The organism is Sinosporangium album, from assembly GCF_900100605.1.
Lineage (GTDB): Bacteria > Actinomycetota > Actinomycetes > Streptosporangiales > Streptosporangiaceae > Sinosporangium > Sinosporangium album.
In genome coordinates this window covers 174145-196558 of sequence record NZ_FNCN01000006.1, presented here as the reverse complement: position 1 = coordinate 196558, position 22414 = coordinate 174145, and the positions used below count along the sequence as shown (strand labels likewise).

Sequence of the window (22414 nt, the reverse complement as noted above, 5' to 3'; positions counted from 1 at the left end):
CATGAAGCAGTTCCCCGACTCGCCCATGCCGACCCCGTCCGCCAAGACGCGCGTCTGGCCCCCGATCTCCGTCGTCATGCCGGTCCTCAACGAGGAACGCCACCTGCGCGAGGCCGTTCGCCAGGTGCTCGCGCAACGTTACGACGGGCCGATGGAGGTCGTGCTGGCCATCGGGCCGAGCCATGACCGCACCCAGGAGGTCGCCGACGCCATCGCGGCCGACGACCCGCGCGTGGTCGTGGTGCCCAACCCGACGGGCCGCACACCCAACGCCCTCAACGCCGCCATCCGGGCCTCCAGCAACGCCATCGTGGCCCGGGTCGACGGCCACGCGATGCTTCCGCCGGACTACCTCCAGGTGGCGGTCGAGACGCTGGAGCGCACCGGCGCCGACAACGTGGGCGGCATCATGGCGGCCGAGGGCGTCACGCCGTTCGAGCAGGCGGTGGCGAGGGCCATGACGAGCAGGATCGGGGTGGGCAACGCCCGCTTCCACACCGGAGGCGAGGAGGGGCCGGCCGACACGGTCTACCTCGGCGTCTTCCGCCGTGAGGCGCTCGCCCGCGTCGGGGGCTACGACGAGCACTTCCAGCGGGCCCAGGACTGGGAGATGAACCACCGCATCCGCCAGACCGGCGGCCTGGTGTGGTTCCAGCCGCGCATGCGCGTGACCTACCGGCCGCGGCCGAGCGTCAAGGCGCTGGCCAAGCAATACTTCCACTACGGACGGTGGCGGCGCGTCGTGGCCCGCACCCACGAGGGCACGATCAACCTGCGCTATCTCGCGCCGCCGCTCGCGGTGCTCGCCATCCTTCTCGGCCTTGCCGCCACGCCTCTCTTCTGGCCCGCCGCGCTGCTGCCGGGCGGTTATGTCGCCGCTGTGCTCGCCGGAACGGTGCTGACCGGGCGCGGCCTTCCCACGGGCGCGCTGGCGCGCCTGCCCGTCGTCTACATGACCATGCACATGTCGTGGGGCTGGGGCTTCCTGACCAGCCCGCCCCGCCTCAGCCGACCACGCTGACGTCGGCCCCGCTGACGCCCCGGCCTCAGCCGGCCCCGTCGACGTCCGCCCCGTCGACGTCCGCCCCGTCGACGCTCGCTCCGGCGACGACCTGGCCGGTGAGGCGCGTGGCGAGCACCTCCAGGGAGGTGCGCGCCACGTCGCCCGGCGCCGGGGCGCCGGACGGACGCCCAAGCGGCGAAGCGCCCCCGCCTTCGACGTCGACGCAGTTGACGCGCACGCCGTACTCGGCCCATTCGTCGGCGAGCGCCTGCGTGAGGCGCACCACCGCGGCCATGGACGACGCTTGGAGGCTCTGCTCCGCCCGCCCCCGCGCGTGCGGAGCGGCGGCGCAGAGCAGCAGATGCCCCCGGGTCTCCTTCAAGTGCGGGAACGCGGCCTTCGCGACGTTGACGGGGCCCAGCATGTTGACGCCCAGCGTCTCGGCGACCGTCGCGTCGGACGCCTCGGCCAGGCTGCCCCTGTACGGCACGGCCGCGGCGTTGACCACGCAGTCGATCCGACCTGTCTCCTTGGCCGCGTGCGCCAGCGCGTCCGCGACCGCCCGCGGGTCCTCCACGCGCACGCCGTACAGGCCGTGGGGGGCACCGTGGGGGTCACCGGGGGAGTCACGGCCGTGCGAGTCGTCCCGGCCGCGGGAGAACGCGAACACCTCCGCGCCGTATCCCCGCGCGAGGTCCGCGATCCGCGCGTCCACCCCGCGGCCGTCGCCGAACACCACGATGGTCCTGCCCGCGAGGGCATCCCGTACGGCCTGCGAGGAGGGGCGCGGAGCCCGGACGGGGAAGAGCTCGAACAGCTTCTCGGCGATGTGGATGTCGACCGGATGGGTCACCTTCATGTTGTGCTCGCTGCCCGGCACGATGTAGATCGGCACATCGGGGAGGTAGCGCAGCACCACGCCGCAGTCGTCGGTCGGCGGCCGTTTGTCGAAGTCGGGATCGGCGAAGGCCCGCTCATACGCTTCACGGATGACGGAGAGCCGGAAACACTGCGGTGTCTGCACCCGGCGCAGACGTGAACGCTCGGGGACGTCCTTGATGAGCTCGCCCCGCGGCCCCGGCTCGGCCACCAGGATCGTGTCGGAACTCGGGATCGCGACGTCCACCGCGGAGTAGGTCTTCAACGCCTCGACACACTCGGTGATGATGCGGGGTTCGAGCAGGGGACGCACGGCGTCGTGCAGCAGCACGTCGCACTCCTGCGGCCCGAGCGCCTGCAGCGCCCGCCACGTCGACTCCGTACGGCTGGCGCCGCCCTCGACGACCCGGCGCACCTTGCGGTAACCGCCCCGCTCTACCAGAGCTTCGACGTCCCCGGTGAAACCCGGAGCCATCAGCACAACGATTTCGTCGATCTCGGGAGCCGCATCGAAAAGTGCGAGTGTGTGTTCCAAGATAGGGCGACCGGCAATTTCGATGAGCTGTTTGGGGGTGCTCGATCCCACCCGTTGTCCCACTCCACCGGCCAGGATCACTCCGACGGTGCGCAGACGCGGTTCAGCTACGGCCAAGGTGAATCCTCAGAGATCGATGGTTGTGTCGCATGAACTACCCGATCGCGCGTGAAACGTCACCGCACACCCGTGATATCGGGTCAACATATCGCTACGCTGGGTGCGCACAGCTCCCCAGTCCGGACGGCGATCCCGCCCGAGTCCAAGGAGATAGAGCGACGTGCCCGAGTCCCCGAGCAGTGACCAATCCTCGACCGCGGCGCTCGTGCTCGCGACAACTCCCGGTGCGGAGTTGACGTGCGGGGACGGCACCCTGCTCCGACGTCTCACCGACCAACTCGCCACGCTTCCCGTGAGAGCCGTACACGTCGTCGCCCGAGCCCCGGCCGGCGGCGACTCGTGGTCGCCGAGCCTGGCCGACGACCTACGCAGCGTCGCCGACACCGCGAAGACGGCGAGCGGGCCGGTGCTGATAGTCGCCGGCGATCTCGTCGCGCACACCGGGGCCCTCGCCGTACTCCTGCGGCATCCCGCGCGCTCCACCGCGGCCCTGGTGGCCTTGGACCCCACCGCGCCCGGCCCGCTGCGGCCCGCCGTGCGCGTAGAAGGCGGGCACGTGGTGTCCGCCGGCAGTTCGTTCCACCGCGTCGAGGGGGGCAACGGCACGTTCCGAGGGGCGATCCAGGTGGGGGTCGCCGATCTCGGGGGGCTCGCCGCGGTCGCGACGGAGCTCGCGGAGTTCGTGGAGACCGGCAGGCTCGGCCCCGTGGGAGGGTCCGAGGTGGGAGACCTCCTGCTGGTCGGGCTGGTGCGGTCGGGGACACGCGTGCGGGCCGCCGCGGTCGGCGAGCTCCACGCCGACCGCGTCGTCAACCAGGGCTCCGCCGACCTCGCCCTCCAGCGCCTCGCCGAGGTCGACGAGCGCGCCGCGCGGCTCGCGGCCGCCGTCAAGACCGACGACGGCGTGTTCGCGACGTACGGCGTCAGCACGTGGTCCAGGCACCTCGTGAAACTGGCCGCCCTGATCGGCCTCACTCCCAACGCGGTCACCGGCTTCTCCGTCGGGCTCGCCTTCCTGGCCGCCGTGTGGTTCTCCGCGGGCTCGCGCGGGGCGCAGATCGCCGGGGCCCTGCTGCTGCTCGGCTCCTTCGTGCTCGACTGCGTCGACGGCCAGCTCGCACGCTACACGATGTCCTTCTCACCGCTCGGGGCCTGGCTCGACGCGACCTTCGACAGGGTGAAGGAATACGTGGTCTACGTGGGGCTCGCCGTCGGCTACGCCGGCGCCTCGATGGACTCCTCCCGCGGCGGGGTCTGGCTGCTCGCCGTGGCCGCCTTCATCCTGCAGATGCTCAGGCACATGATCGACTTCTCGTACGGCGGAGCCGTCGCGGACGCCGGATCCTGGGCCCGGCCGCCGACCTCCATCCTGGTGCCCGAGGACATCCCCGCACGCAGCGGCAGAGACGGCAACGCCATCGTGCGCCTCTCCGGGCGGCTGGAGCGCGACGGCCTCACCCGCAGGCTCAAGAAGGTCATCGTGCTGCCGATCGGCGAACGGATGCTGCTCATCGCCGTCACGGCGGCCTTCTTCAACGCCTACGTCACCTTCGCGGCCCTGCTCGTCTGGGGCGGCGCGGCGGCCCTCTACAGCCTCACGGGGCGGATCGCGAGGTCCCTGGCATGATCTCCGTGCACATGACTCCGGTGCCGCGCAGCTCCGTGGTGGCCTACCGCGACGACGGGGCGCTGTCCCAGGCCATGGGCACCCTGGTGGCCGGGCAACTGCCGCCGCTGCCGCCGGCGCTCGCCGGGGCCTTCGTGACCGGCATCCTGCTCGCCGTCGGCGTGGCGGGCAGCGACGGCCTCGCGGTCTTCGCGCCGGCGGTCGCGCTCCTGCTCGCCGGACCGGGCAGCTCCCACCGGCACGACGGCAGGCTCGACTGGCTCGTGCCGCCGATCCTCCGCCTCACCGAGTACGGCTTCATCGCCTCCGTCGGCTTCGCCCACGATGTGCCGCCGATTCTGATCCTGCTGCTGCTCGGCGCGATGGCCTTCCACCACTACGACATCGTCTATCGGGTTCGGCAGCACGTGTACCCGCCGTCCTGGCTCGCCACGTTCGGCCTTGGGTGGGAGGGGCGCATGCTGCTGGTCTCCCTCGGCGCCCTCGCCGGGTGGGTGACGGCGGTGTTCGTGCTGCTGGCGGTATACCTGTGGGGGCTGTTCGCCTGGGAAAGCACCACGTGCTGGCTCGCGGCACCCAGAACGGGTGTGGACGCGGCCGATCTGGGGGCGCACGATTAGGGCACTTCGCATTGTTTTTTGGGTCTTGACGTTCTGCGACGGCACGGGTTGACGGAGAGTGCATTACACGATCTGCACTCAAAGACAACTAACCTTTGGGGCCTGAACATCACTCGGATGAGGAGTGCACCTTGCTGGGAATGGTGCTGGCCGCCGGTGCCGGACGACGCCTGCGGCCCTACACCGACACGTTGCCGAAAGCGCTCGTGCCGGTCGACGGCGATACCACGATCATGGACATCTCGCTGCGCAACCTCGCGGCGGTCGATCTGCGGGACGTGGTGGTGATCGTCGGCTACGCGGCGGAAGCCGTACACGAACGCAAAGAGGCGCTGGAGCGCCGCCACGGCGTCAAACTCACCCTGGTGCACAACGACAAGGCCGAGGAGTGGAACAACGCCTACTCGCTGTGGTGCGCGCGTGACCACTTCGGTGAGGGCGCGCTCCTCGTCAACGGCGACACCGTGCACCCCGTGTCGGTCGAGGAGACCCTCCTGTCCGCCCCGGTGACCTCCGACGTGCTGCTCGCCGTCGACAACGTCAAGGTGCTGGCCGACGAGGAGATGAAGGTCACCCTCACCCCCGAGGGAGACCTCGCCCGCATCACCAAGCTCATGAACCCCGCGGAGGCCGCCGGGGAATACATAGGTGCGACCCTGATCAGACCAGGCGCCGCCGAGCGGCTCGCGGACGCGCTGAAGGCCACGTTCGAGCGTGACCCGCAGCTCTACTACGAGGACGGTTACGCCGAGATGGTGGCCCGGGGAGAGAAGATCTCGATCGCGCCCATCGGCAGGGTCGACTGGGTCGAGGTCGACAACCACGACGACCTCGCCAAGGCCAGGGAGATCGCGTGCCGCTACTAGCGCTACTGGTCGGCGGAGTCACCGGACCGGTGAACATGCCGGTGAAGGAGGTCGTGTGCCGATTCTAGCGAGGATGCTCCCCGCGCCTCTGATGATGGAGGTCAGAAGGGGCGCGGTCGCGCAACTCGGCTCGCTGCTCGCCGACAGCAGAGTCGCCACCTCGGGCAGGGTGGCCGTGGCGGTCGGCGCCGGGCAGGGCGATCACATTGCCAAGGTGATCGCGCCCTCCCTCGGCGAGGCCCAGGTGTTCCGCGTCCCCGACGGGTCCGTGGACGCCGCCGTCTCGCTCGGGGCCGACCTGCGCAAAGGCGCCTACGAGGCCGTCGTCGGCATCGGCGGCGGCAAGACCATCGACGCGACCAAATACGCGGCGTCGCTCGCGGGCATCCCCATGGTCGCCGTCGCCACCAACCTGTCCCACGACGGCATCTGCTCGCCGGTGGCCTCGCTCGTCCACGAGGGCGGCAAAGGGTCGTTCGGCGTGCCCATGCCCCTGGCGATCATGGTCGATCTCGACTTCGTCCACGACGCCCCCCCGGCCCTGGTCCGGTCCGGCGTCGGCGACGTGGTGAGCAACCTGTCGGCCATCGAGGACTGGCACCTGGGTGCGGCCGAACGCGGAGAACCCATCGACGGGCTGGCCTGCTCGATGGCCCGCACCGCCGCGGAGGCGGTCATCGGACGCGGCGACTCGATCGAGTCCGACGCGTTCCTGACCGTGCTGGCCGAGTCGCTCATCCTCTCCGGCGTGGCCATGGTCGTCGCGGGATCTTCACGTCCCACCAGCGGTGGCGACCATGAGATCCTTCATGCCGTGGATCAGCTATATCCAGGCACTTCCAACCATGGCGAACTCGCCGGCATCGGCGCGGCCTTCTGCTTCTTCCTCCGGCGGGACGAGCAGCGCTTCACCCAGGTGGTCGACTGCCTGCGCGGCCACTCCCTCCCGGTCACGCCGCGCGACGTGGGCCTTTCGGCCGAGCAGTTCACCACCGCCGTCATGCACGCCCCGGCGACCAGGCCCGGCCGCTACACCATCCTTGAACACCTGCGCCTTTCGGAGTCCGAGGTGCGTGATCGGGTTGAGGACTATGTCCGCGCCGTCGGTCGCTGAGATTCGCGCGGTCGCCCAGCCGCAGACGACGATGGACCGCCGCAGCGGCGAACACTGGGCCGGCCTGCTCTACATGCGCAAACTGTCCATCTACGTCACATGGGCGCTGGCCCGTACGCCGATCACGCCCAACCAGGCCACCGGCCTGATGATCGTGTCCGGCCTGCTGGCCGGGGTTGTGCTGGCCCTGCCCGGCCTCTGGGCGGCGCTCGGGGCGGCGCTGCTCATCCAGGTCTACCTCCTGCTCGACTGCTCCGACGGCGAGCTCGCCAGGTGGACCGGGCGCACCTCCATCACCGGCGTCTACCTCGACCGGGTCGGCCACTACTTCGCGGAGGCGGCCCTGCTGATCGGGCTCGGCTTCCGCGCGTCGGAGACCCTGCCCGACTGGTACACCGTGCTCGGCTTCGCCGCGGCCCTCGGCGCGATCCTCATCAAGGCCGAGACCGACCTCGTCGACGTGGCCCGAGCCCGGTCCGGGCTGATCGCGGCCACCGAGACGTCGGCCGAGCAGTTCCAGTCCCGAGGGCTGGGGACCGCCCGCAAGATCGCCGCCGCGTTCCGGTTCCACCGCGTCATCCAGGCGGTCGAGCTATCGCTCATCGTGGTGGTCGCCGCCCTCTGGGACCTCGCGACGGGAAGCCTCGCCGCCACCCGGCTGCTCACCGTGGCCTGCGCCGTCATCGCGGGACTCCAGCTCATTCTGCACCTCGTGAGCATTCTGGCGTCGCGGCGGCTCAAGTGAGAATTCCTCGGAACCCGCGGCCGCCCTCCGGCGAACAGCCGGTTTGGCGGGGGGCGGCTGCGGGTTCCGATACGCTAATCGGCAAGAAAATCCATCCCGGAATTGCCACATCAAGCAGACTTGGTGATCATGGAAGAATGCTTCGCAGGTCCTTTCGACGCGTCAGGACGATGACACGTTGAAGATCTCGTGCGTCATCCTCACCATGGGCAACCGGGTCGCCGAGCTGGACCGGGCGGTCGCCTCCGTCCTCGACCAGATCGACGGCGACGTCGAAGTGGTCATCGTCGGCAACGGTGCCGACGTTCCCGAACTCAACGCCTCGCCGGGCATCGGGAGCGCCGCCACCATCAAGATCGTGCGGCTCCAGCACAACACCGGCATCCCTGCCGGGCGCAACCGCGGTGTCGAGGAATGCTCCGGCGACATCGTCCTGTTCCTCGATGACGACGGGTGGTATGCCAGCCCCAGGGTCGCCGCCCACGTGCGCGACCGGTTCGCCAAAGAGCCCGACCTCGCCGTCATCTCCTTCCGCGTCATGGACCCCGACGGCGGCAACGGCCAACGCCGCCACGTGCCCCGCCTCCGCGCCGGCAACCCCGAACGCTCCTCACCCGTCACCACCTTCCTCGGTGGCGCGTGCGCCATCCGGCGCTCCGCCTACCTCCAGGTCGGCGGCCAACCGGAGAACTTCTTCTACGCCCACGAGGAGACCGACCTCGCCTGGCGGCTCCTCGGCGAGGGCTACCGCATCGAATACGACGCCCAAACCGTCATGTACCACCCCCAGGTGCCGCCTACCCGCCACGCGCAGTTCTTCCGGCTCAACGCCCGCAACCGCGTCTGGCTCGCCCGCCGCAACCTCCCCTGGCCCCTCGCCGCCGTCTACCTCCTCGACTGGATCGCCCTCACGCTGCTGCGTGAGCGCTCCCCCTCGTCCCTCAAAGCCTGGTTCCGCGGCTTCGGCGAAGGACTCCGCGAACCCGCCGGCGAACGCCGCCCCATGTCCTGGGCCACCGCCTGGCGCATGGCCAAACTCGGCCGCCCGCCGATCGTGTGACCCCCGCCGGTCCGCGGCATTCGCACAATGCCCCGGGCGCGGTGGTGGATGATGAGGGAATGGACGTGGACGCGTTTCTGACCTCGGTGGAGAAACTGCTCGCGATACCTTCGACCGCGGAACGCCCAGAGGAGCTGCGCCGGGCGCTGGATTTCGTGCTCGGCTACATCGGGTCGGCATTCACCGTTGAACATTTCACATCGAACGGCAGACCCAGTGCCCTGGTCTACGCGGGGGCGGCGCGACCTGAACGGTTCCGCGTGATACTCAACGGCCATCTCGACGTCGTCCCCGCGGCGCCCGAGCAGTTCGCGCCCCGGCGTGAAAGCGGGCGTCTCTACGCTCGGGGCGCGCAGGACATGAAGGTGTCGGCGTTGGTGATGGCCGACGTGTTCCGCGCGGTGGCGGGGCGTCTGCCGTACGCGGTGGGGCTGCAGCTCGTGACCGATGAGGAGGTCGGGGGATACGACGGGACGGCCCACCAGCTCGGCCTGGGGGTGGCGGGCGATTTCATCGTCATCGGAGAGCAGAGCGACCTGTGCCTGGTGACCGAGTCGAAAGGCATGGCCGTCGTCGACCTTCGGGCGGAGGGACGCAGCGCCCACAGCGCGTATCAGTGGTTCGGAGACAACGCCGCCGTCAAGCTGTGGCGCACCCTGGACCGGGTCATTGCGGCCTATCCGATCGCTGCGGAGGAGGTGTGGCGCACCACGGTCAACGTTTCCCGTGTCACAACGCCGAACACCGCCAGAAACCAGGTCCCCGACCGTGCGGAGGCGTGGCTGGATTTCCGGTTCACCCCTGAGGACGGAGATTTCAACGGGCGGACTCGGGAGGAACTCGCCGCCCACCTGTCGAAGTTCTGCGAGCCAGGTGTCACGCCGATCGTCGTTCAGGCCGATCCGCCGCACTATGCCGACCCGTCGAATCCCGACGTGCGGGCGCTTCAAGAGGCCGCCCGCAGGCAAGGGTATTCAGGGGATTTTCTCAGGAAGCATGGCGCGGCGGACGGCCGGTTCTATTATCAGCGGGGCATGGAGGCCGTCATTTTCGGTGTGACCGGAGCCGGTCAGCACGGCCCCGATGAATATGTGGACATCGCCTCGATCGCTTCCTACCATCGCGCGCTCGTCGAATTCCTTGAAAATCTCTAACGTCAGGGGAAGACGCGGACGGCGTCGTCGATGAGCATGGAGATGTGGCCGGCGGTGGCGGTGAAGAGGGGACGCCGGGGAAGGCCGAGTTCGCTGAGCTCTTTGGCGATGGGGTGGTTGCCGAGGCGGATGTGGGCGCCGCCGGGGCGGGCGCGGACGCCTCGGGCGAAGAGGCGCATGGTGACGCGGCGCGTGATGCCGTCGTGGTGGGTGTAGGTGTCGATCGGGGGCAAAACCACCGGCGGCGGGGTGGGTATGCCGGGGCGGATCAGGAGATCGAGGGCAAGTCTGCCGTTGGTGCGTAGGACGCAGCGTTTGTAGGGGGAGTTCAGGCGCAGGTCGATGTCGGCGAGTTCCTTCGGGTAGCCCCAGATCGAGCGGCCCGCTTCGAGGGTGAGGCTCTGGTCGACGGGGAGCCAGTGGACGAATGCGCCGGTGCCGTACGCGCGGATGTCGTCGAGACCGGCGGTGAGCCGCCTCCCGCCGGGCGCGCGGGGCGCCCCGGGAGGGCGTACGGCGAAGCAGACGCCGAACTCGTGGTAGGAGCCGAGGTCGCCGGCGGTGTGGTCGACGAACAGGAGGCTGCACAGGGCCTTGCCGGGGACCACTTCGGTGACGTCGAGGCCGGAGTAGGCGATGACAGCCCGCGCCGGGTCGGCGCGCACGAGATAGGAGGCGCTGTAGAGCGAGGCCGCGTGTACGCGCACCGGTGTCGTGATCGTGCGTCCTTGGATCTCATGCCGTGCCATGCCTCCAGTACATCAAGTGGGGGGACCGTACGCCACGGCTCCGGCATGTGGCCATTTCGTGTGTCGTGTCGTCCTATATAGCCGGGCGTTCCGCCGTTGGGGAGGGGCGGCTCGCGGGGCGTGGGGCCCATGGGGCAGGGGGTGGGCCTGGTGCCCCGCCATGTGCGCCGCCGTGCATCTCGCTGCGTGAGCCGCCGTGCACCCCGCCGTGTACCCCGCCGTGTGCGCCGACGCGGCCTGCGACGTCGCCATTGAAAGGCGCGGCCTTACGTATTCTCATTATCCCGTGCCGAATGAGCTGGGGCTTCTCCAGGGAATGGACGGACCCAATGGCGGTCGGCATATCACCGTAAACCGCTGGCGGTGGTGTCCACTGCGAAGGGCACCCGACGCCGATGCTACCCTTTGGCGGGAGTTCTTTATCTGTGAAGTGGGCGGCGAAATGGGCCCCATTTTCAACGGGATTCCCTCGCGCTCCGGAGTAATGTTTAGAACGCTCCCGCAACCTTAAATCTGCAATAAGCGTGATTTTCCAACGGTCCACAGGTTGAAATGCCGACTAGGATCGATCCACCATTCTCCGCATGGTTGACAGATCTTATTTTCCGATGTTCCGTCGCGCTTCGGCCTGAAGGAGATCGCGTGCCGCGCACCCCCCGGCGGTGGCGAACCATCCTTTTAGGAACCGTCACCGCATTCACCCTGCTCATCCCCCAGGGCGTGGCGAGCGCAGCCCCCGCTGCCGCCCCCGCCGCTCCCGGGAACGACAAAATCGACAGGAGCCTCCTGGCCGAGTTGAAGGCGGCCGAGAAGGCCGTTGCCAAGGCCGACAGCAAGGCCGACAGCAAGGCCGACACCAAGCCGAACGCCAAGGCCGGCGGTTCGCCCGGCCGTACGGCTGACGGCCGTATGGCTGACGGCCGCACGGCCGATGGCAAGACCGGTTTCCTGGTGCGGCTGAAAGGCGGCGCCGATCTCAACGCCGCCCGGGCCGCCACGACCCGGGCCGACAAGGGCGCGCAGGTCTACAAGGCCAAGACCGCTTTCGCCGCCTCGTCCCAAGCGGGGCTGCGCACACTGCTCGCGGCCCGCAAGGCGCGGTTCACGCCGCTGTGGATCGTGAACGCCGTCCATGTGACCGGCGACGCCGCACTCGCCGCCGAGATCGCCGCACTTCCCGAAGTGGAGCGGATCGAACCCGACATCGTCCTGGCGAACGGCCCGGTGAACGCCCCGGGGAAAAGCCCGGGGAAAAGCCCGGGGAACAGCGCGGCCGGCGTCGAGCCGGACGGCCCCAAGGGCGAGAGCCCGGCACGGGCGCAGGCCGCCGCCGCGGTGGCGTGGAACATCGAGCGGATCGGCGCCTCGCAGGTGTGGAGTGAGTTCAAGACCCGCGGCGAAGGCATCGTGGTGGGCAACATCGGCTCCGGCGTGCAGTTCGACCACCCGGCTCTCGCCGCGCAGTATCGCGGCAAGAGAGCCGACGGAGGCGTGGACCACAACTACAACTGGTTCGACGCCATGGGGACGTGTGAAGGCGCCCCGTGCGATGTGTGCACCATCTCACCGAGCTGCAATGGCTATGGTTTCGGCACCCCGCAGATGAGCCTGATGGTGGGCGGGAGCGTCGGCGACGACATCGGTGTCGCGCCGGAGGCGAAATGGATCACCGCCAGGGGCTGCGACGGAGGCTACTGCTATTTCAGCTCTCTGCTCGCGGCCGGGCAGTGGATGCTGGCCCCCACGGATCTCACCGGTGGGAATCCGCGGCCGGATCTCGCGCCCGACGTCATCACCAATTCGTGGGGCACCCCGGGGGACAGGTCCGGAGGAGTTCCGGGCTATCACCGCTGGTACAAGGAGATCGTCGACGCGTGGGTCGCGGCCGGCATTTTCCCCGCGCTGAACAACGGGCCTCGGAGCCAGGCGTGCAATTCCAGCTTCTCCCCGGGGCAGTACGCCAACGGCTACAGCGTGGGCACGTTCGACGCCAACAACGCGATCAACGCCGGCTCTGGTCGTGGGCCGGGGGAGAACGGGGAGATCAAGCCGAATATCGCCGCACCGGGCGTCAACGTGCGCACGGCGATCGCCGGCAACGGCTACCGGACGTGGACCGACCAGTCTTTCTCCGCGGCGCATGTGGCCGGCGCGGTCGCACTGATGTGGTCCGCGGTTCCCAGTCTCTACCGTGACGTGCCTGCTACCCGCGCGCTGCTCGACCGCACCGCGGTCGACGTGGACGACACGAGTTGCGGCGGGACTCCGGCGAAGAACAACGTGTGGGGTGAGGGGCGCCTCGACGTCTACGCGGCGCTGAAGGCGGCTCCCGCCGAGGCGGCCGGCGGCCTGACGGGCACCGTGACCGCCGGCGGGTCGCCGGTCGCCCTGGCGAGCGTCACGGTGGCCGGGGCGGGGAGCCGTACGGTTGTCACCGCCTCGGACGGCGGTTTCCGCATCCCGCGGCTGGCGGCGGGGGCCCGCCAGGTGACGGTGAGGAAGGCGGGGTACGGCGAAGCCGTCGCGACCGTCACCGTCACGGCCGGGCAGACGGCCGTGCATGACGTGACGCTGGCGCCTTCGGCGGCGCGCACGGTGTCGGGCACGGTGACCCTCGACGGCGTCCCCGAGGCGGGGGCGACGGTGCGCGTGTCCGGTGCGCCGGACAGCGCCGTCACCGGTGCCGACGGCCGCTACAGCCTGCCGCTGCCCGAGGGCGGCGGCCACGAGGTGAAGGTGACCTCGCCCGCCCCGAGCTGCGGCGGAGCCACGACCGCGGCCATCACCGCGCCCGCTACCACCGCGCCCGCTACCACCGGGCCCGTTGCCGCCGCGCCGGCCGCCGGTGCGGGCGACGTGGTGAAGGACATCGCCATGCAGCGCCGTACGGACTTCTTCGGCTATAGCTGCGTGAAGGGCGCACACCCCTATGCGGCGGGCACGGAGAAGCTCGCCACGCAGCCCGACACGCCCATTTCCGTCACGCTGCCGTTCGCCTTCCCGTTCTACAACGGCACCTACACCAAGGCGTCGATCTCGCCGGTGGGCTTCGTGAACTTCTTCTCCGCCGTCGATCCCCGATCCCGGGCCTTCAACTGGCGGCTACCCACCACCAACATCAACGATGCCGCGATCTTCCCGTTCTGGGATGACGTCGTGGTGGACGACCAGGCGGGCATCTACACCGCGACCACCGGCTTCATCCCCGACCGCACGTATGTCATCGAATGGCGCAACGTCACCTTCAAGAGTGATCCCACTAAGCGTGTGTCGTTCGCGGCGCTGCTGGGGGAGAACGGCTCGATCGGGTTCCGCTACCGTGGCGCGGCCGACGGGCCGGCCGGCGGGCTGACCGGCGGCGCCAGCGCCACCGTCGGCCTGGAGGGCACGAAGGCGGACAACGACGCCTTCCTCTACTCCTTCAACAAGCCCGTGCTCGCCGAGGGCCGGAGCCTGACCTTCGCCCCGACCCGGCACGGGCTGGTGCGCGGCACCGTGACCGACGCCAACGACGGGCGTCCGCTGGCCGGGGCCACCGTCAAGATCGGCGACGTGGCGGAGACGACCACGGGCGAGGACGGCACGTATGTCGCCTACGCGCCGCCCGGCGAGCATCGGATCACGGCGTCGAAAACGGACTACGGGACGGTCGGCAGGCAGGTGATCGTCGGCCTCGGCACCCGTATGGCCACGGACATCGGCCTGGTCACCGGCCGGGTGAGCGCCGACACGACGGCGGTGGAGCTGGTCGCGCCCGGAGGCGCGAACAGGAGCGCCACGGTCACCCTCACGAACCTGGGCACCGCGGCGACCGCGTACACCGTCGAGAGCGACGCCGCGCAGAGCTGGCTGACCGCCTCCCCGCGGAGCGGCGAACTCGCGCCCGGCGCGTCGGTCACCGTCACCGTCCACGGCAGCGGCGCGGGGCTTGCGCCCGGCTCGTTCCGCGCCGGGGAGCTGGTGGTGCGGTCCGCGAGCGCGGGCAACCCCCGGCTGTCCATCCCCGTGACCGTGGTGGTGCCCCAACATCAGATCGCCCTTGACGTCGGCGGAACCAAGGACATCACGGACGCCGCAGGCGACCGGTGGACCGCGGACCGCGCCTACACGCCGGGCGGCCACGGCTACATGGGAGCCGAGACCACGACACACACCTTCGAGGGGCCGATCCAGGGCACGACCGACCAGGAGCTGTTCAAGACCGCGCGTGAGGCGATGCTCGAATACCGCTTCGACAAGGTGCCGAACGGCGTCTACACCATCGAACTCGGCTTCGCCGACACCCGCGACACACGCCCCGGTCAGCGCGTTTTCGCCGTCACGGCCGAGGGGCGGCTCGTCGTCCCCGTCCTCGACCTCGCCCAGTCCGTCGGCGCTCACACGGCCACGACCCGCCGCTACACGGTGAAGGTCACCGACGGCCAGCTCAACCTGCGCTTCGTCGGGCAGCGCGGCAGCCCTCTCGTCAACGCCGTCCGCATCACCGAACGGCCTGACAAGACCGCTGCTCCGTAAGGCGAGCACTCCCTCAGTCGAGCGACGAAGACCGAGTAGTCGAGCGACGACCGTCCCGCCACCGCGCGGGACGGTCCGGGTCCCCGGGCGGACGGAGTCCCCCGGTTCAAAGGAGACCACCCCGTGTCACACACCTCCCGGCGATGGCGGACGGCTCTGATCGCGGCCGCCCTCGCCTTCCTCCTCCCGTACGGCACGGCCTACGGCGCGACGTCCGGCGCGACGTCCGGCGCTGCGTCCGGCACGGCCCAGGCCGCGCCGGAACCCGACAAGATCAGCAAAACCCTGGCCGCCGAACTGGTCAAGAGCTCGAACGCCACCTTCCTCGTCTATCTCAACGAGAGCGCCGATCTCAGCGCGGCGGCCAGGGCCACCACCAAGACCGGCAAGGCCGCACAGGTCCTCAAAGCCAAGACCGCGAGGGCCGAAACCTCCCAGGCGGGCCTGCGCGCCCTCCTCGCCTCGCGTAAGGCCGAGTTCACCCCGTATTGGATAGCCAACGCCGTCAAGGTCACCGGGGACGCCGATCTCGCCGCCGAGATCGCGAAACTCCCCGAAGTGCGGAGCGTCGAGCTCGACCGCACCATCCCCCTGCCCCCGCCGGCCAAGGGCACGACCACGCCGATGCCGACCGTGCCGATGCCGACCGTGCCGAAGCCGGTCACGCCGAAGGCGGCGGGCGCCGTCGAATGGAACGTCGAGCGCGTCGGCGCGCCGAAGGTCTGGAACGAGTACGGCGTCCGCGGCGAGGGCGTCGTCGTGGCGAACATCGACTCCGGCGTGCAGTTCGACCATCCCGCGCTCGCCGACCGGTACCGCGGCAAGAAGCCTGACGGCACCGTCGACCACAACCACAACTACTACGACTCCACCGGCGAATGCACCCCGGCGGTGCCGTGCACCAGCGGCTCCCACGGCACCCACACCATGGGCACCATGGTCGGTGGGTCCGCCGGGGACGCCGTCGGCGTCGCCCCCGGCGCCACCTGGATCGCGGTCAAAGCCTGCTCGGCCACGGACTGCGCGTCGAGTGCCCTGCTGGCCGCCGGACAGTGGGTGCTGGCGCCCACCGACGCGGCCGGGCGCAACCCCCGGCCCGACCTCGCGCCCGACGTCGTCAACAACTCGTGGGGCGGCCCGGCCGTCGACCCGTGGTTCAAGCCAGCCGTAGACGCGTGGGTCGCCGCCGGCATCTTCCCGGCCTTCTCCGGCGGCAACACCGGCCCCGGTTGCCAGAGCACCGGATCGCCGGGAGCCGACGCCCCTACCTACAGCGCGGGCGCGTTCGACGCGACCGACCGGATCGCCGACTTCTCCAGCCGAGGCTCCGGCGCGAACGGCGAGCTCAAGCCCAACATCGCCGCGCCCGGCGTCGACATCCGCTCCTCGGTGCCCGGCGGCGGCTACGAGCTCAACTCCGGCACCTCGATGGCGTCGCCGCACGTCGCGGCCACCGTGGCGCTGCTGTGGTCGGCCGCTCCGACGATGAAGGGCGACGTCGCGGCGACCCGGGCCCTGCTCGACCGCTCCGCCGCCGACCTCGACGACACGACCTGCGGCGGCACCGCCGCCAAGAACAACGTCTGGGGCGAGGGCCGTCTCGACGCCTACCAGGCGGTGCGCGCCGCGCCGATCGGACAGATCGGCGGGCTCAAGGGGACGGTCACCTCGGCCGGCGCCCCCCTCGACATGGCGACCGTCACCCTCGCCGGACCGCTGAACCGTACGGTCGTCACCGGCAAGGACGGCGCCTATGCCCTGCCCCGCCTGCCCGCGGGCGACTACCGCGTCACCGCCCGCAAGGTCGGGTACGGCGGAGCCACCGCGACCGTCGCCGTGGCCGCCGGCCGGACCGCCGTCCACGACGTGCCGCTCTCGGCCCAGCCCACCCACGCCGTGTCCGGAACCGTCACCACCGACGGCGGCCCCGAAGCGGGAGCCACGCTCACCGTGGCGGGCACCATGACGAGCGCGGTCACCGACGCGCAGGGCCGCTACCGGCTCGACCTGGAGAGCGGAGACCACACCCTGGAGGTCGCCCCGGGCACCGCCCGCTGCGCGGGCCCCGCCACCGTCGCGATCACTGTGAGCGCGGCGCTCACCAAAGACTCGGTGAGCGCGGCGCTCACCAAGGACATCGTCATGCCCCGCCGTACGGACACCTTCGGTTACGGCTGCGTCGGCGGCGCGGCGCCGTTCACCTCGGGCACGGACAAGCTGCCGTTCTCCGGGAGCGCGCCGGCTCCGATCCGCGTGGCGTTGCCGTTCGCGTTTCCCTTCTACGGAGACACCTACCGCGGCGGCTGGGTCGCGCCCAACGGTTTCCTGACCTTCCTGGAAACGGCGGGGGCGCGGGAGAACGTCCCCCTGCCGACCTCCGACTCGGTCAACGCGGCGATCTACCCCTTCTGGGATGACCTCAGGATCGACGCCCAGTCCGGTGTGTACACGGCCGCGATGGGCACCGCCCCCACCCGCACCTTCGTCGTCGAATGGCGCAACGTCTACCTGTTCCAGAACAACAGGCGGCTTTCGTTCTCCCTGCTCCTCGGGGAGAACGGGTCGATCAAGTTCCAGTATCGCGGCGTCGGCGACGCTCTCACCGCCGGAGAGATGGCCACGGTGGGTATCGAGGACGGCAGCGGCACGGACGCCTTCCTGTTCTCCTACAACACGCGTGCCCTCAGCGACGGTCAGAATCTGACCTTCACCACGGGACGCCACGGACTCCTCACCGGCGCCGTCACCGACGCCAACGACGGTCATCCGCTGGGCGGAGCCACCGTCACGGTGGGCGACGCGGCGAAGCCGGGCGCGGTGATGACCTTCACCACGGCCGACGACGGCACTTTCGTGGGCTATGTGCCGCCCGGCGACCACGGGGTCACCGTCGAGAGGGAGCACTACGGCTCCGTCGCCCAGACGGTCACGGTGACCGTCGGCGCGTGGACCCGCGCCGACGCGTCCCTGGTCACCGGCAGCGTCAGCGCCTCGGTGAGCGAGATCGACCTGACCCTGCCGGCGGGCTCCACCAAGAGCGCCGTGGTGACCCTCACCAACGTGGGCAGGTCCGCCGCCGCCTTCACCGCCGCGGCCGAACCCGGTCAACGCTGGCTGAGCGCCGCGCCCGCCACCGGCGAGATCGCTCCCGGCGGATCGGTCACGGTGACCGTCACCGTGGACAGTGCGGGACTGTATCCGGGCGCGTTCCGCCACGGAAAGCTGCTGGTGCGTTCGGCCAGCGGCAGGTCGCCGCAGGTGGAGATCCCCGTCACGATGGCGGTGCCCAGGCACCAGGTCGCCGTCGACGCGGGCGGCACCCGGGACATCACGGATGCCGCGGGTGACCGGTGGAGCGCGGACCGCGCCTACACCCCGGGCAGCTTCGGCTACATGGGAGCCAGGACCAGGGTCGTGACCACGGACACGCCGGTCAAGGACACCGCTGAGCAGGACCTGTTCTCACGTGCCCGCGAATCGATGGCGGAATACCGCTTCGACAAGGTGCCCGTCGGCGTCTACAGCGTCGAGCTCGGCTTCGCCGATCTGCGCGCGACACCTCCCGGAGGGAGGGTCTTCGACGTCCTGGCCGAAGGCCGACTCGCGGTGCCCGTGCTCGACCTGGCCCAGGAGGTCGGCGTGCAGACGGCCACCACCAGGCGCTACACGGTCAAGGTGACCGACGGGCAGCTCAATCTGCGCTTCGCCGTACGGACCGGCACACCGATCGTGAACGCCATCCGCATCACCGAACGGCCGGACAAGACCGCCCCCTAGCCGACTGACTCTCCCGTTGGAGACATTTCATGTCACGCTCTCCCCGACCACGGCGGTCGGTGCTGCTCGGCGCCCTCACCGCCCTCGCATTTCTCATCCCCACGGGTACGGCACAGGCCGCCGCGCCCGAACCCGCCCCCGGAAAGGTGGACACGGGCCTCTTCGCGAAACTGAAGACCGGCCGGACCTCCTTCCTCGTGGCCTTGAAGGAAGGCGCCGACCTCAGCGCGGCGGCCAAGGTCACCGGCAAGGCGGACAAGGCCGCGGAGGTCTTCAGAGCCAAGACGGCATACGCGGAAACCTCCCAGAAAGGCTTACGCGCCCTACTCACCTCCCGTAAGGCGGAGTTCACCCCGTTCTGGATCGCCAACGCGGTCAAGGTCGTCGGCGACGCCGACCTGGCCGCCGAGATCGCGAAGCTGCCCGAGGTGCAGCGCATCGAGCCCGACGGCGTCGTTCCCGTGCCTGAGCCGCCGAAGAGCGGCGGCACGGCGGCGAAGGGAACAAAAGGAACGAAGGGCGTCACAAAGCCGAAGGCGGCGGGCGCGGTCGAATGGAACGTCGACCGCGTCGGCGCGCCCAAGGTCTGGCAGGAGTTCGGCACCCGAGGCGAAGGCATCGTGGTGGCGAACGTCGACACCGGCGTGCAGTACGACCACCCCGCCTTGGCCGCGCAGTACCGCGGCAAGAAGGCGGACGGCACCGTCGACCACAACTACAACTGGTATGACTACAGCGGCCTGTGCCCCGGCGGAACGCCCTGCGACCTCAACGGCCACGGCACCCACAGCATGGGCACCATGGTGGGCGAGTCCGTCGGCGTCGCTCCCGGCGCGACGTGGATCTCGGTCAACGCGTGCCTGGGCGGCTGCTCGCACAGCTCCCTGCTGAGCGCCGGCCAGTGGCTGCTGGCCCCCACCGACCTGAAGGGGCAGAACCCCCGCCCCGACCTCGCGCCTCACGTGGTCAACAATTCCTGGACCGTCACCGAGATCAACGCCTGGTACAAGCCGGTGATCGACACCTGGACCGCGGCCGGTATCTTCCCCGTCTTCGCCAGCGGCAACGCCAACGCGACCTGCAACACCGCAGGGTCCCCCGGAGCCGACGTCGACGCCTACAGCGTGGGCGCCTTCGACATCAACAACGCGATCGCGAACTTCTCCAAGCGCGGCGCGGGCGAGAAAGGCGAGATCAAACCCAACATCGCCGCCCCGGGCGTCGACATCCGCTCCGCGCTGCCGGGGAACGGCTACGGCCTGAAATCCGGCACCTCGATGGCTTCGCCGCACGTCGCGGCCACCGTGGCGCTGCTGTGGGCGGCAGCGCCCGCGCTGAAGCGCGACGTCGCCGCGACCCGCGAGCTACTCGACCGGACGGCCGTCGACGTCGACGACAGGAGCTGCGGCGGCACCGCCGCCAAGAACAACGTCTGGGGCGAGGGCCGCCTCGACGCCCACCGGGCGTTGACCGACGCCCCCACCGGCCGCGTCGGCGGCCTCAGCGGCACGGTCACCTCGGGCACCTCGGGCACCTCGGGCGGCTCCCCGGTCGCGCAGGTGGCGCTCACCGTCGCCGGGCCACTGAACCGCAAGCTCGTCACCGGCAAGGACGGAACCTACAGCCTGCCCCACCTTAAAGTCGGCACCTACCGGGTGACCGCACGCGGCCTCGGGTACGGCGAAGCCACCGCGACCGTCACCGTGTCCGACGGCCGGACGGCCCGCCACGATATCGCGCTGACCGCGCTGCCGACGCACCCCGTCTCGGGAACGGTCACCATCGACGGCGGCCCCGAAGCGGGCGTCACGATCGGCGTGGCCGGCACCGAGACGACGGTGGTCACCGACGCTGCGGGACGCTACAGCCTCCCGATGCCCGCCGGAGACCACACCCTGGAGGCCACCCCGCCGCGCACCCGCTGCGCGGGCGCCACGGCCGAGACCGTCACGGTGAACGCGGCGACGACCAAGGACATCGCGATGCCCCGCCGTACCGACGCGTTCGGCTACAGCTGCGTCGTCGGCAAGGAGCCCTACGTCCCCGGCACCCGCAAGGTGGACTTCACCCAGGTGCCGGTGCCCTCGGTGGCGTTGCCGTTCCCCGTCATGCACTACGGCAAGACCTACACGGGCGTCAGGGTGTCCCGGGGAGGCTGGCTCAGTTTCCTCGACGACTGGGGTTCGCAAGAGAACCGGCAGGTTCCCATGTACAGCCCGACAAACGCGGCGATCTACCCGTTCTGGGATGACATCGCAGTCGAGGGGGCATCGGGCGTCTACACCGCCACCGTCGGTACGGCGCCGCGCCGGTCTTTCGTCGTCGAATGGCGTGACGTGACCTTCGTCCAGGACCGGAGCGTCAAGATCTCCTTCGCCGCCGTCCTCGGTGAGGACGGCTCGATCGGCTTCCGCTACCGCGGGGTGAGCGGCGTGCTCTCGTCGGGGGACAGCGCCACGATCGGCATCGAGGACCACGGCGGCCTCGACGGATTCCAGTATTCCTACAACAGGCCCTCCCTGACGGACGGCCAGAGCATCACCTTCACCGCCGGCCGCCACGGGGTGCTCGCCGGCACCGTCACCGACACCAACGACGGCAGGCCCCTGGCCGGCGCCACGGTGAAGATCGGCGACGGGGAGACCTCCACCACGGCCGAGGACGGCACCTTCGTCGCCCAGGTCCCCGTCGGCGACCACCAGGTCACCGTCTCCAAGGAGCACTACGGCCCCGTCACCCAGCCCGTCACGGTGGCCGCCGGCACCCGCACGGCCATGGACGCCTCCCTGATCACGGGCAGGGTGAGCGCCTCGGTGAGCGAACTCGACCTGGTGATGCCCGCCGAGTCCAGCAGGACCGACACGGTCATCCTCACCAACCTGGGCGGCTCCGCCACCTCCTACACCTTGGCCCTCGAACCCGCCCAAAGCTGGTTGAGCGCGACGCCTGCCACCGGCGACATCGCCCCGGGCGCGTCCGTCACGGTGACCGTCACCGCGCGCAGCACCGGCACCGGCCCCGGCATTGTCCGCGCCGGGAAGCTGCTGGTGCGCTCGGCCAGCGGCAGGGACCCGCAGATCGCGATCCCCGTCACCATGGTCGTGCCCAAGCTCCGCATCGCCCTCGACGCGGGCGGCACCCGCGAGGTCGTCGACTCCACCGGCGAACAGTGGGCCGCCGACCGCGCCTACACCGCGGGCGGCCACGGCTATGCGGGCACCCGCACCCGCGTCTCCACGACGGGCAGGACCATCAAGGGCACCGCCGACCAGGAACTGTTCAGGCGTGGACGCGAATCGATGTCGGAATACCGTTTCGACAACCTTCCCCAAGGGGTCTACACCGTCGAACTCGGTTTCGCCGAAACCCGCAACATGCGCCCGGAGCGTCGGGTCGTCGACGTCTACGTCGAAGACGAACTCGCCGTGCCCGCCCTCGACCTGGCACAGGAAGTCGGTGTGCGCGCCGCGACCATCCGCCAGTACACCGTGAAAGTCATCGACGGGCAACTCAATGTGACCTTCCTCGCGCGGAGCGGCTCCCCCCTTGTCAATTCCATTCGAGTTTCGGAAAGGCCAGACAAGGCGGCCCCATAGGCATGTGATCGGATAGGGAAACGACGGTATCCCGCCCGGCCTTCGCGGCCGGGC

Annotated in this window: 13 protein-coding genes; 11 read left to right on the top strand and 2 right to left on the bottom strand. The window is 70.1% G+C overall.

What is annotated here, in order from left to right:
- The first annotated feature begins 1 nt into the window (after position 1).
- Positions 2 to 1021, top strand: a complete 1020-nt coding sequence (locus BLQ73_RS08560) for a glycosyltransferase family 2 protein (RefSeq protein WP_093169830.1) — start codon at positions 2 to 4, stop codon at positions 1019 to 1021.
- 25 nt (positions 1022 to 1046) lie between these two features.
- Here the strand turns inward: BLQ73_RS08560 and BLQ73_RS08555 are convergent, their stop codons facing one another.
- Positions 1047 to 2498 (bottom strand): bifunctional cytidylyltransferase/SDR family oxidoreductase, encoded by a 1452-nt coding sequence (locus BLQ73_RS08555; protein ID WP_218125682.1) that lies wholly within the window; start codon positions 2496 to 2498, stop codon positions 1047 to 1049.
- A 199-nt stretch (positions 2499 to 2697) separates the two neighbouring features.
- Between BLQ73_RS08555 and BLQ73_RS34520 the strand changes: the two genes are divergently transcribed.
- The 7 genes from BLQ73_RS34520 to BLQ73_RS08520 all read left to right on the top strand — a co-directional run bounded on the left by BLQ73_RS34520 (position 2698) and on the right by BLQ73_RS08520 (position 9723).
- Positions 2698 to 4164: a CDP-alcohol phosphatidyltransferase family protein gene (locus BLQ73_RS34520; protein ID WP_093169828.1), complete on the top strand. Its 1467-nt coding sequence runs from the start codon at positions 2698 to 2700 to the stop codon at positions 4162 to 4164.
- Positions 4161 to 4784 carry a DUF5941 domain-containing protein gene (locus BLQ73_RS34515; RefSeq protein WP_093169827.1) on the top strand — a complete coding sequence of 208 codons (624 nt, stop codon included), beginning with the start codon at positions 4161 to 4163 and terminating at the stop codon, positions 4782 to 4784. Before BLQ73_RS34520 ends, BLQ73_RS34515 begins: the two co-directional genes overlap by 4 nt.
- Before the next feature lie 131 nt (positions 4785 to 4915).
- A complete protein-coding gene (locus BLQ73_RS08540; protein WP_093169826.1) occupies positions 4916 to 5650 on the top strand; it encodes a phosphocholine cytidylyltransferase family protein in 735 nt (244 codons plus the stop codon).
- A gap of 73 nt (positions 5651 to 5723) precedes the next feature.
- On the top strand, positions 5724 to 6764 hold the full coding sequence (locus BLQ73_RS08535) for an iron-containing alcohol dehydrogenase family protein (RefSeq protein WP_093169825.1): 1041 nt from the start codon (positions 5724 to 5726) through the stop codon (positions 6762 to 6764).
- The gene (locus BLQ73_RS08530; RefSeq protein ID WP_093169824.1) at positions 6742 to 7509 is read left to right on the top strand and encodes a CDP-alcohol phosphatidyltransferase family protein; all 768 of its coding nucleotides are present in this window, start codon (positions 6742 to 6744) and stop codon (positions 7507 to 7509) included. The genes BLQ73_RS08535 and BLQ73_RS08530 overlap by 23 nt, the downstream gene beginning before the upstream one ends.
- Positions 7510 to 7687: 178 nt before the next feature.
- On the top strand, positions 7688 to 8569 hold the full coding sequence (locus tag BLQ73_RS08525; RefSeq protein ID WP_093169823.1) for a glycosyltransferase family 2 protein: 882 nt from the start codon (positions 7688 to 7690) through the stop codon (positions 8567 to 8569).
- 65 nt (positions 8570 to 8634) lie between these two features.
- Entirely contained in the window at positions 8635 to 9723 is a 1089-nt protein-coding gene (locus BLQ73_RS08520; protein ID WP_218125671.1) for a M20 family metallopeptidase, read from the top strand.
- Positions 9724 to 9725: 2 nt separating this feature from the next.
- Here BLQ73_RS08520 and BLQ73_RS08515 read toward each other — a convergent pair whose 3' ends face one another.
- Positions 9726 to 10472 carry an acetoacetate decarboxylase family protein gene (locus BLQ73_RS08515; RefSeq protein WP_093169821.1) on the bottom strand — a complete coding sequence of 249 codons (747 nt, stop codon included), beginning with the start codon at positions 10470 to 10472 and terminating at the stop codon, positions 9726 to 9728.
- A 642-nt stretch (positions 10473 to 11114) separates the two neighbouring features.
- Between BLQ73_RS08515 and BLQ73_RS08510 the strand changes: the two genes are divergently transcribed.
- From BLQ73_RS08510 to BLQ73_RS08500, 3 genes are all read left to right on the top strand, one after another.
- Positions 11115 to 14987 (top strand): carboxypeptidase regulatory-like domain-containing protein, encoded by a 3873-nt coding sequence (locus BLQ73_RS08510; protein WP_093169820.1) that lies wholly within the window; start codon positions 11115 to 11117, stop codon positions 14985 to 14987.
- 123 nt (positions 14988 to 15110) lie between these two features.
- The gene (locus BLQ73_RS08505) at positions 15111 to 18764 is read left to right on the top strand and encodes a S8 family serine peptidase (protein WP_093169819.1); all 3654 of its coding nucleotides are present in this window, start codon (positions 15111 to 15113) and stop codon (positions 18762 to 18764) included.
- Positions 18765 to 18793: 29 nt separating this feature from the next.
- Complete coding sequence (locus BLQ73_RS08500) at positions 18794 to 22360, top strand: S8 family serine peptidase (RefSeq protein WP_093169818.1); 3567 nt, start codon at positions 18794 to 18796, stop codon at positions 22358 to 22360.
- Positions 22361 to 22414 lie beyond the last annotated feature (54 nt).

Bases quoted from the DNA above. Each gene is read 5' to 3' on its own strand.
- BLQ73_RS08560 (WP_093169830.1), top strand. From the start codon at position 2: ATGAAGCAGTTCCCCGACTCGCCCATGCCGACCCCGTCCGCCAAGACG.
- BLQ73_RS34515 (WP_093169827.1), top strand. From the start codon at position 4,161: ATGATCTCCGTGCACATGACTCCGGTGCCGCGCAGCTCCGTGGTGGCC.
- BLQ73_RS08535 (WP_093169825.1), top strand. From the start codon at position 5,724: ATGCTCCCCGCGCCTCTGATGATGGAGGTCAGAAGGGGCGCGGTCGCG.
- BLQ73_RS08530 (WP_093169824.1), top strand. From the start codon at position 6,742: ATGTCCGCGCCGTCGGTCGCTGAGATTCGCGCGGTCGCCCAGCCGCAG.
- BLQ73_RS08515 (WP_093169821.1), bottom strand. From the start codon at position 10,472: ATGGCACGGCATGAGATCCAAGGACGCACGATCACGACACCGGTGCGC.
- BLQ73_RS08500 (WP_093169818.1), top strand. From the start codon at position 18,794: ATGTCACGCTCTCCCCGACCACGGCGGTCGGTGCTGCTCGGCGCCCTC.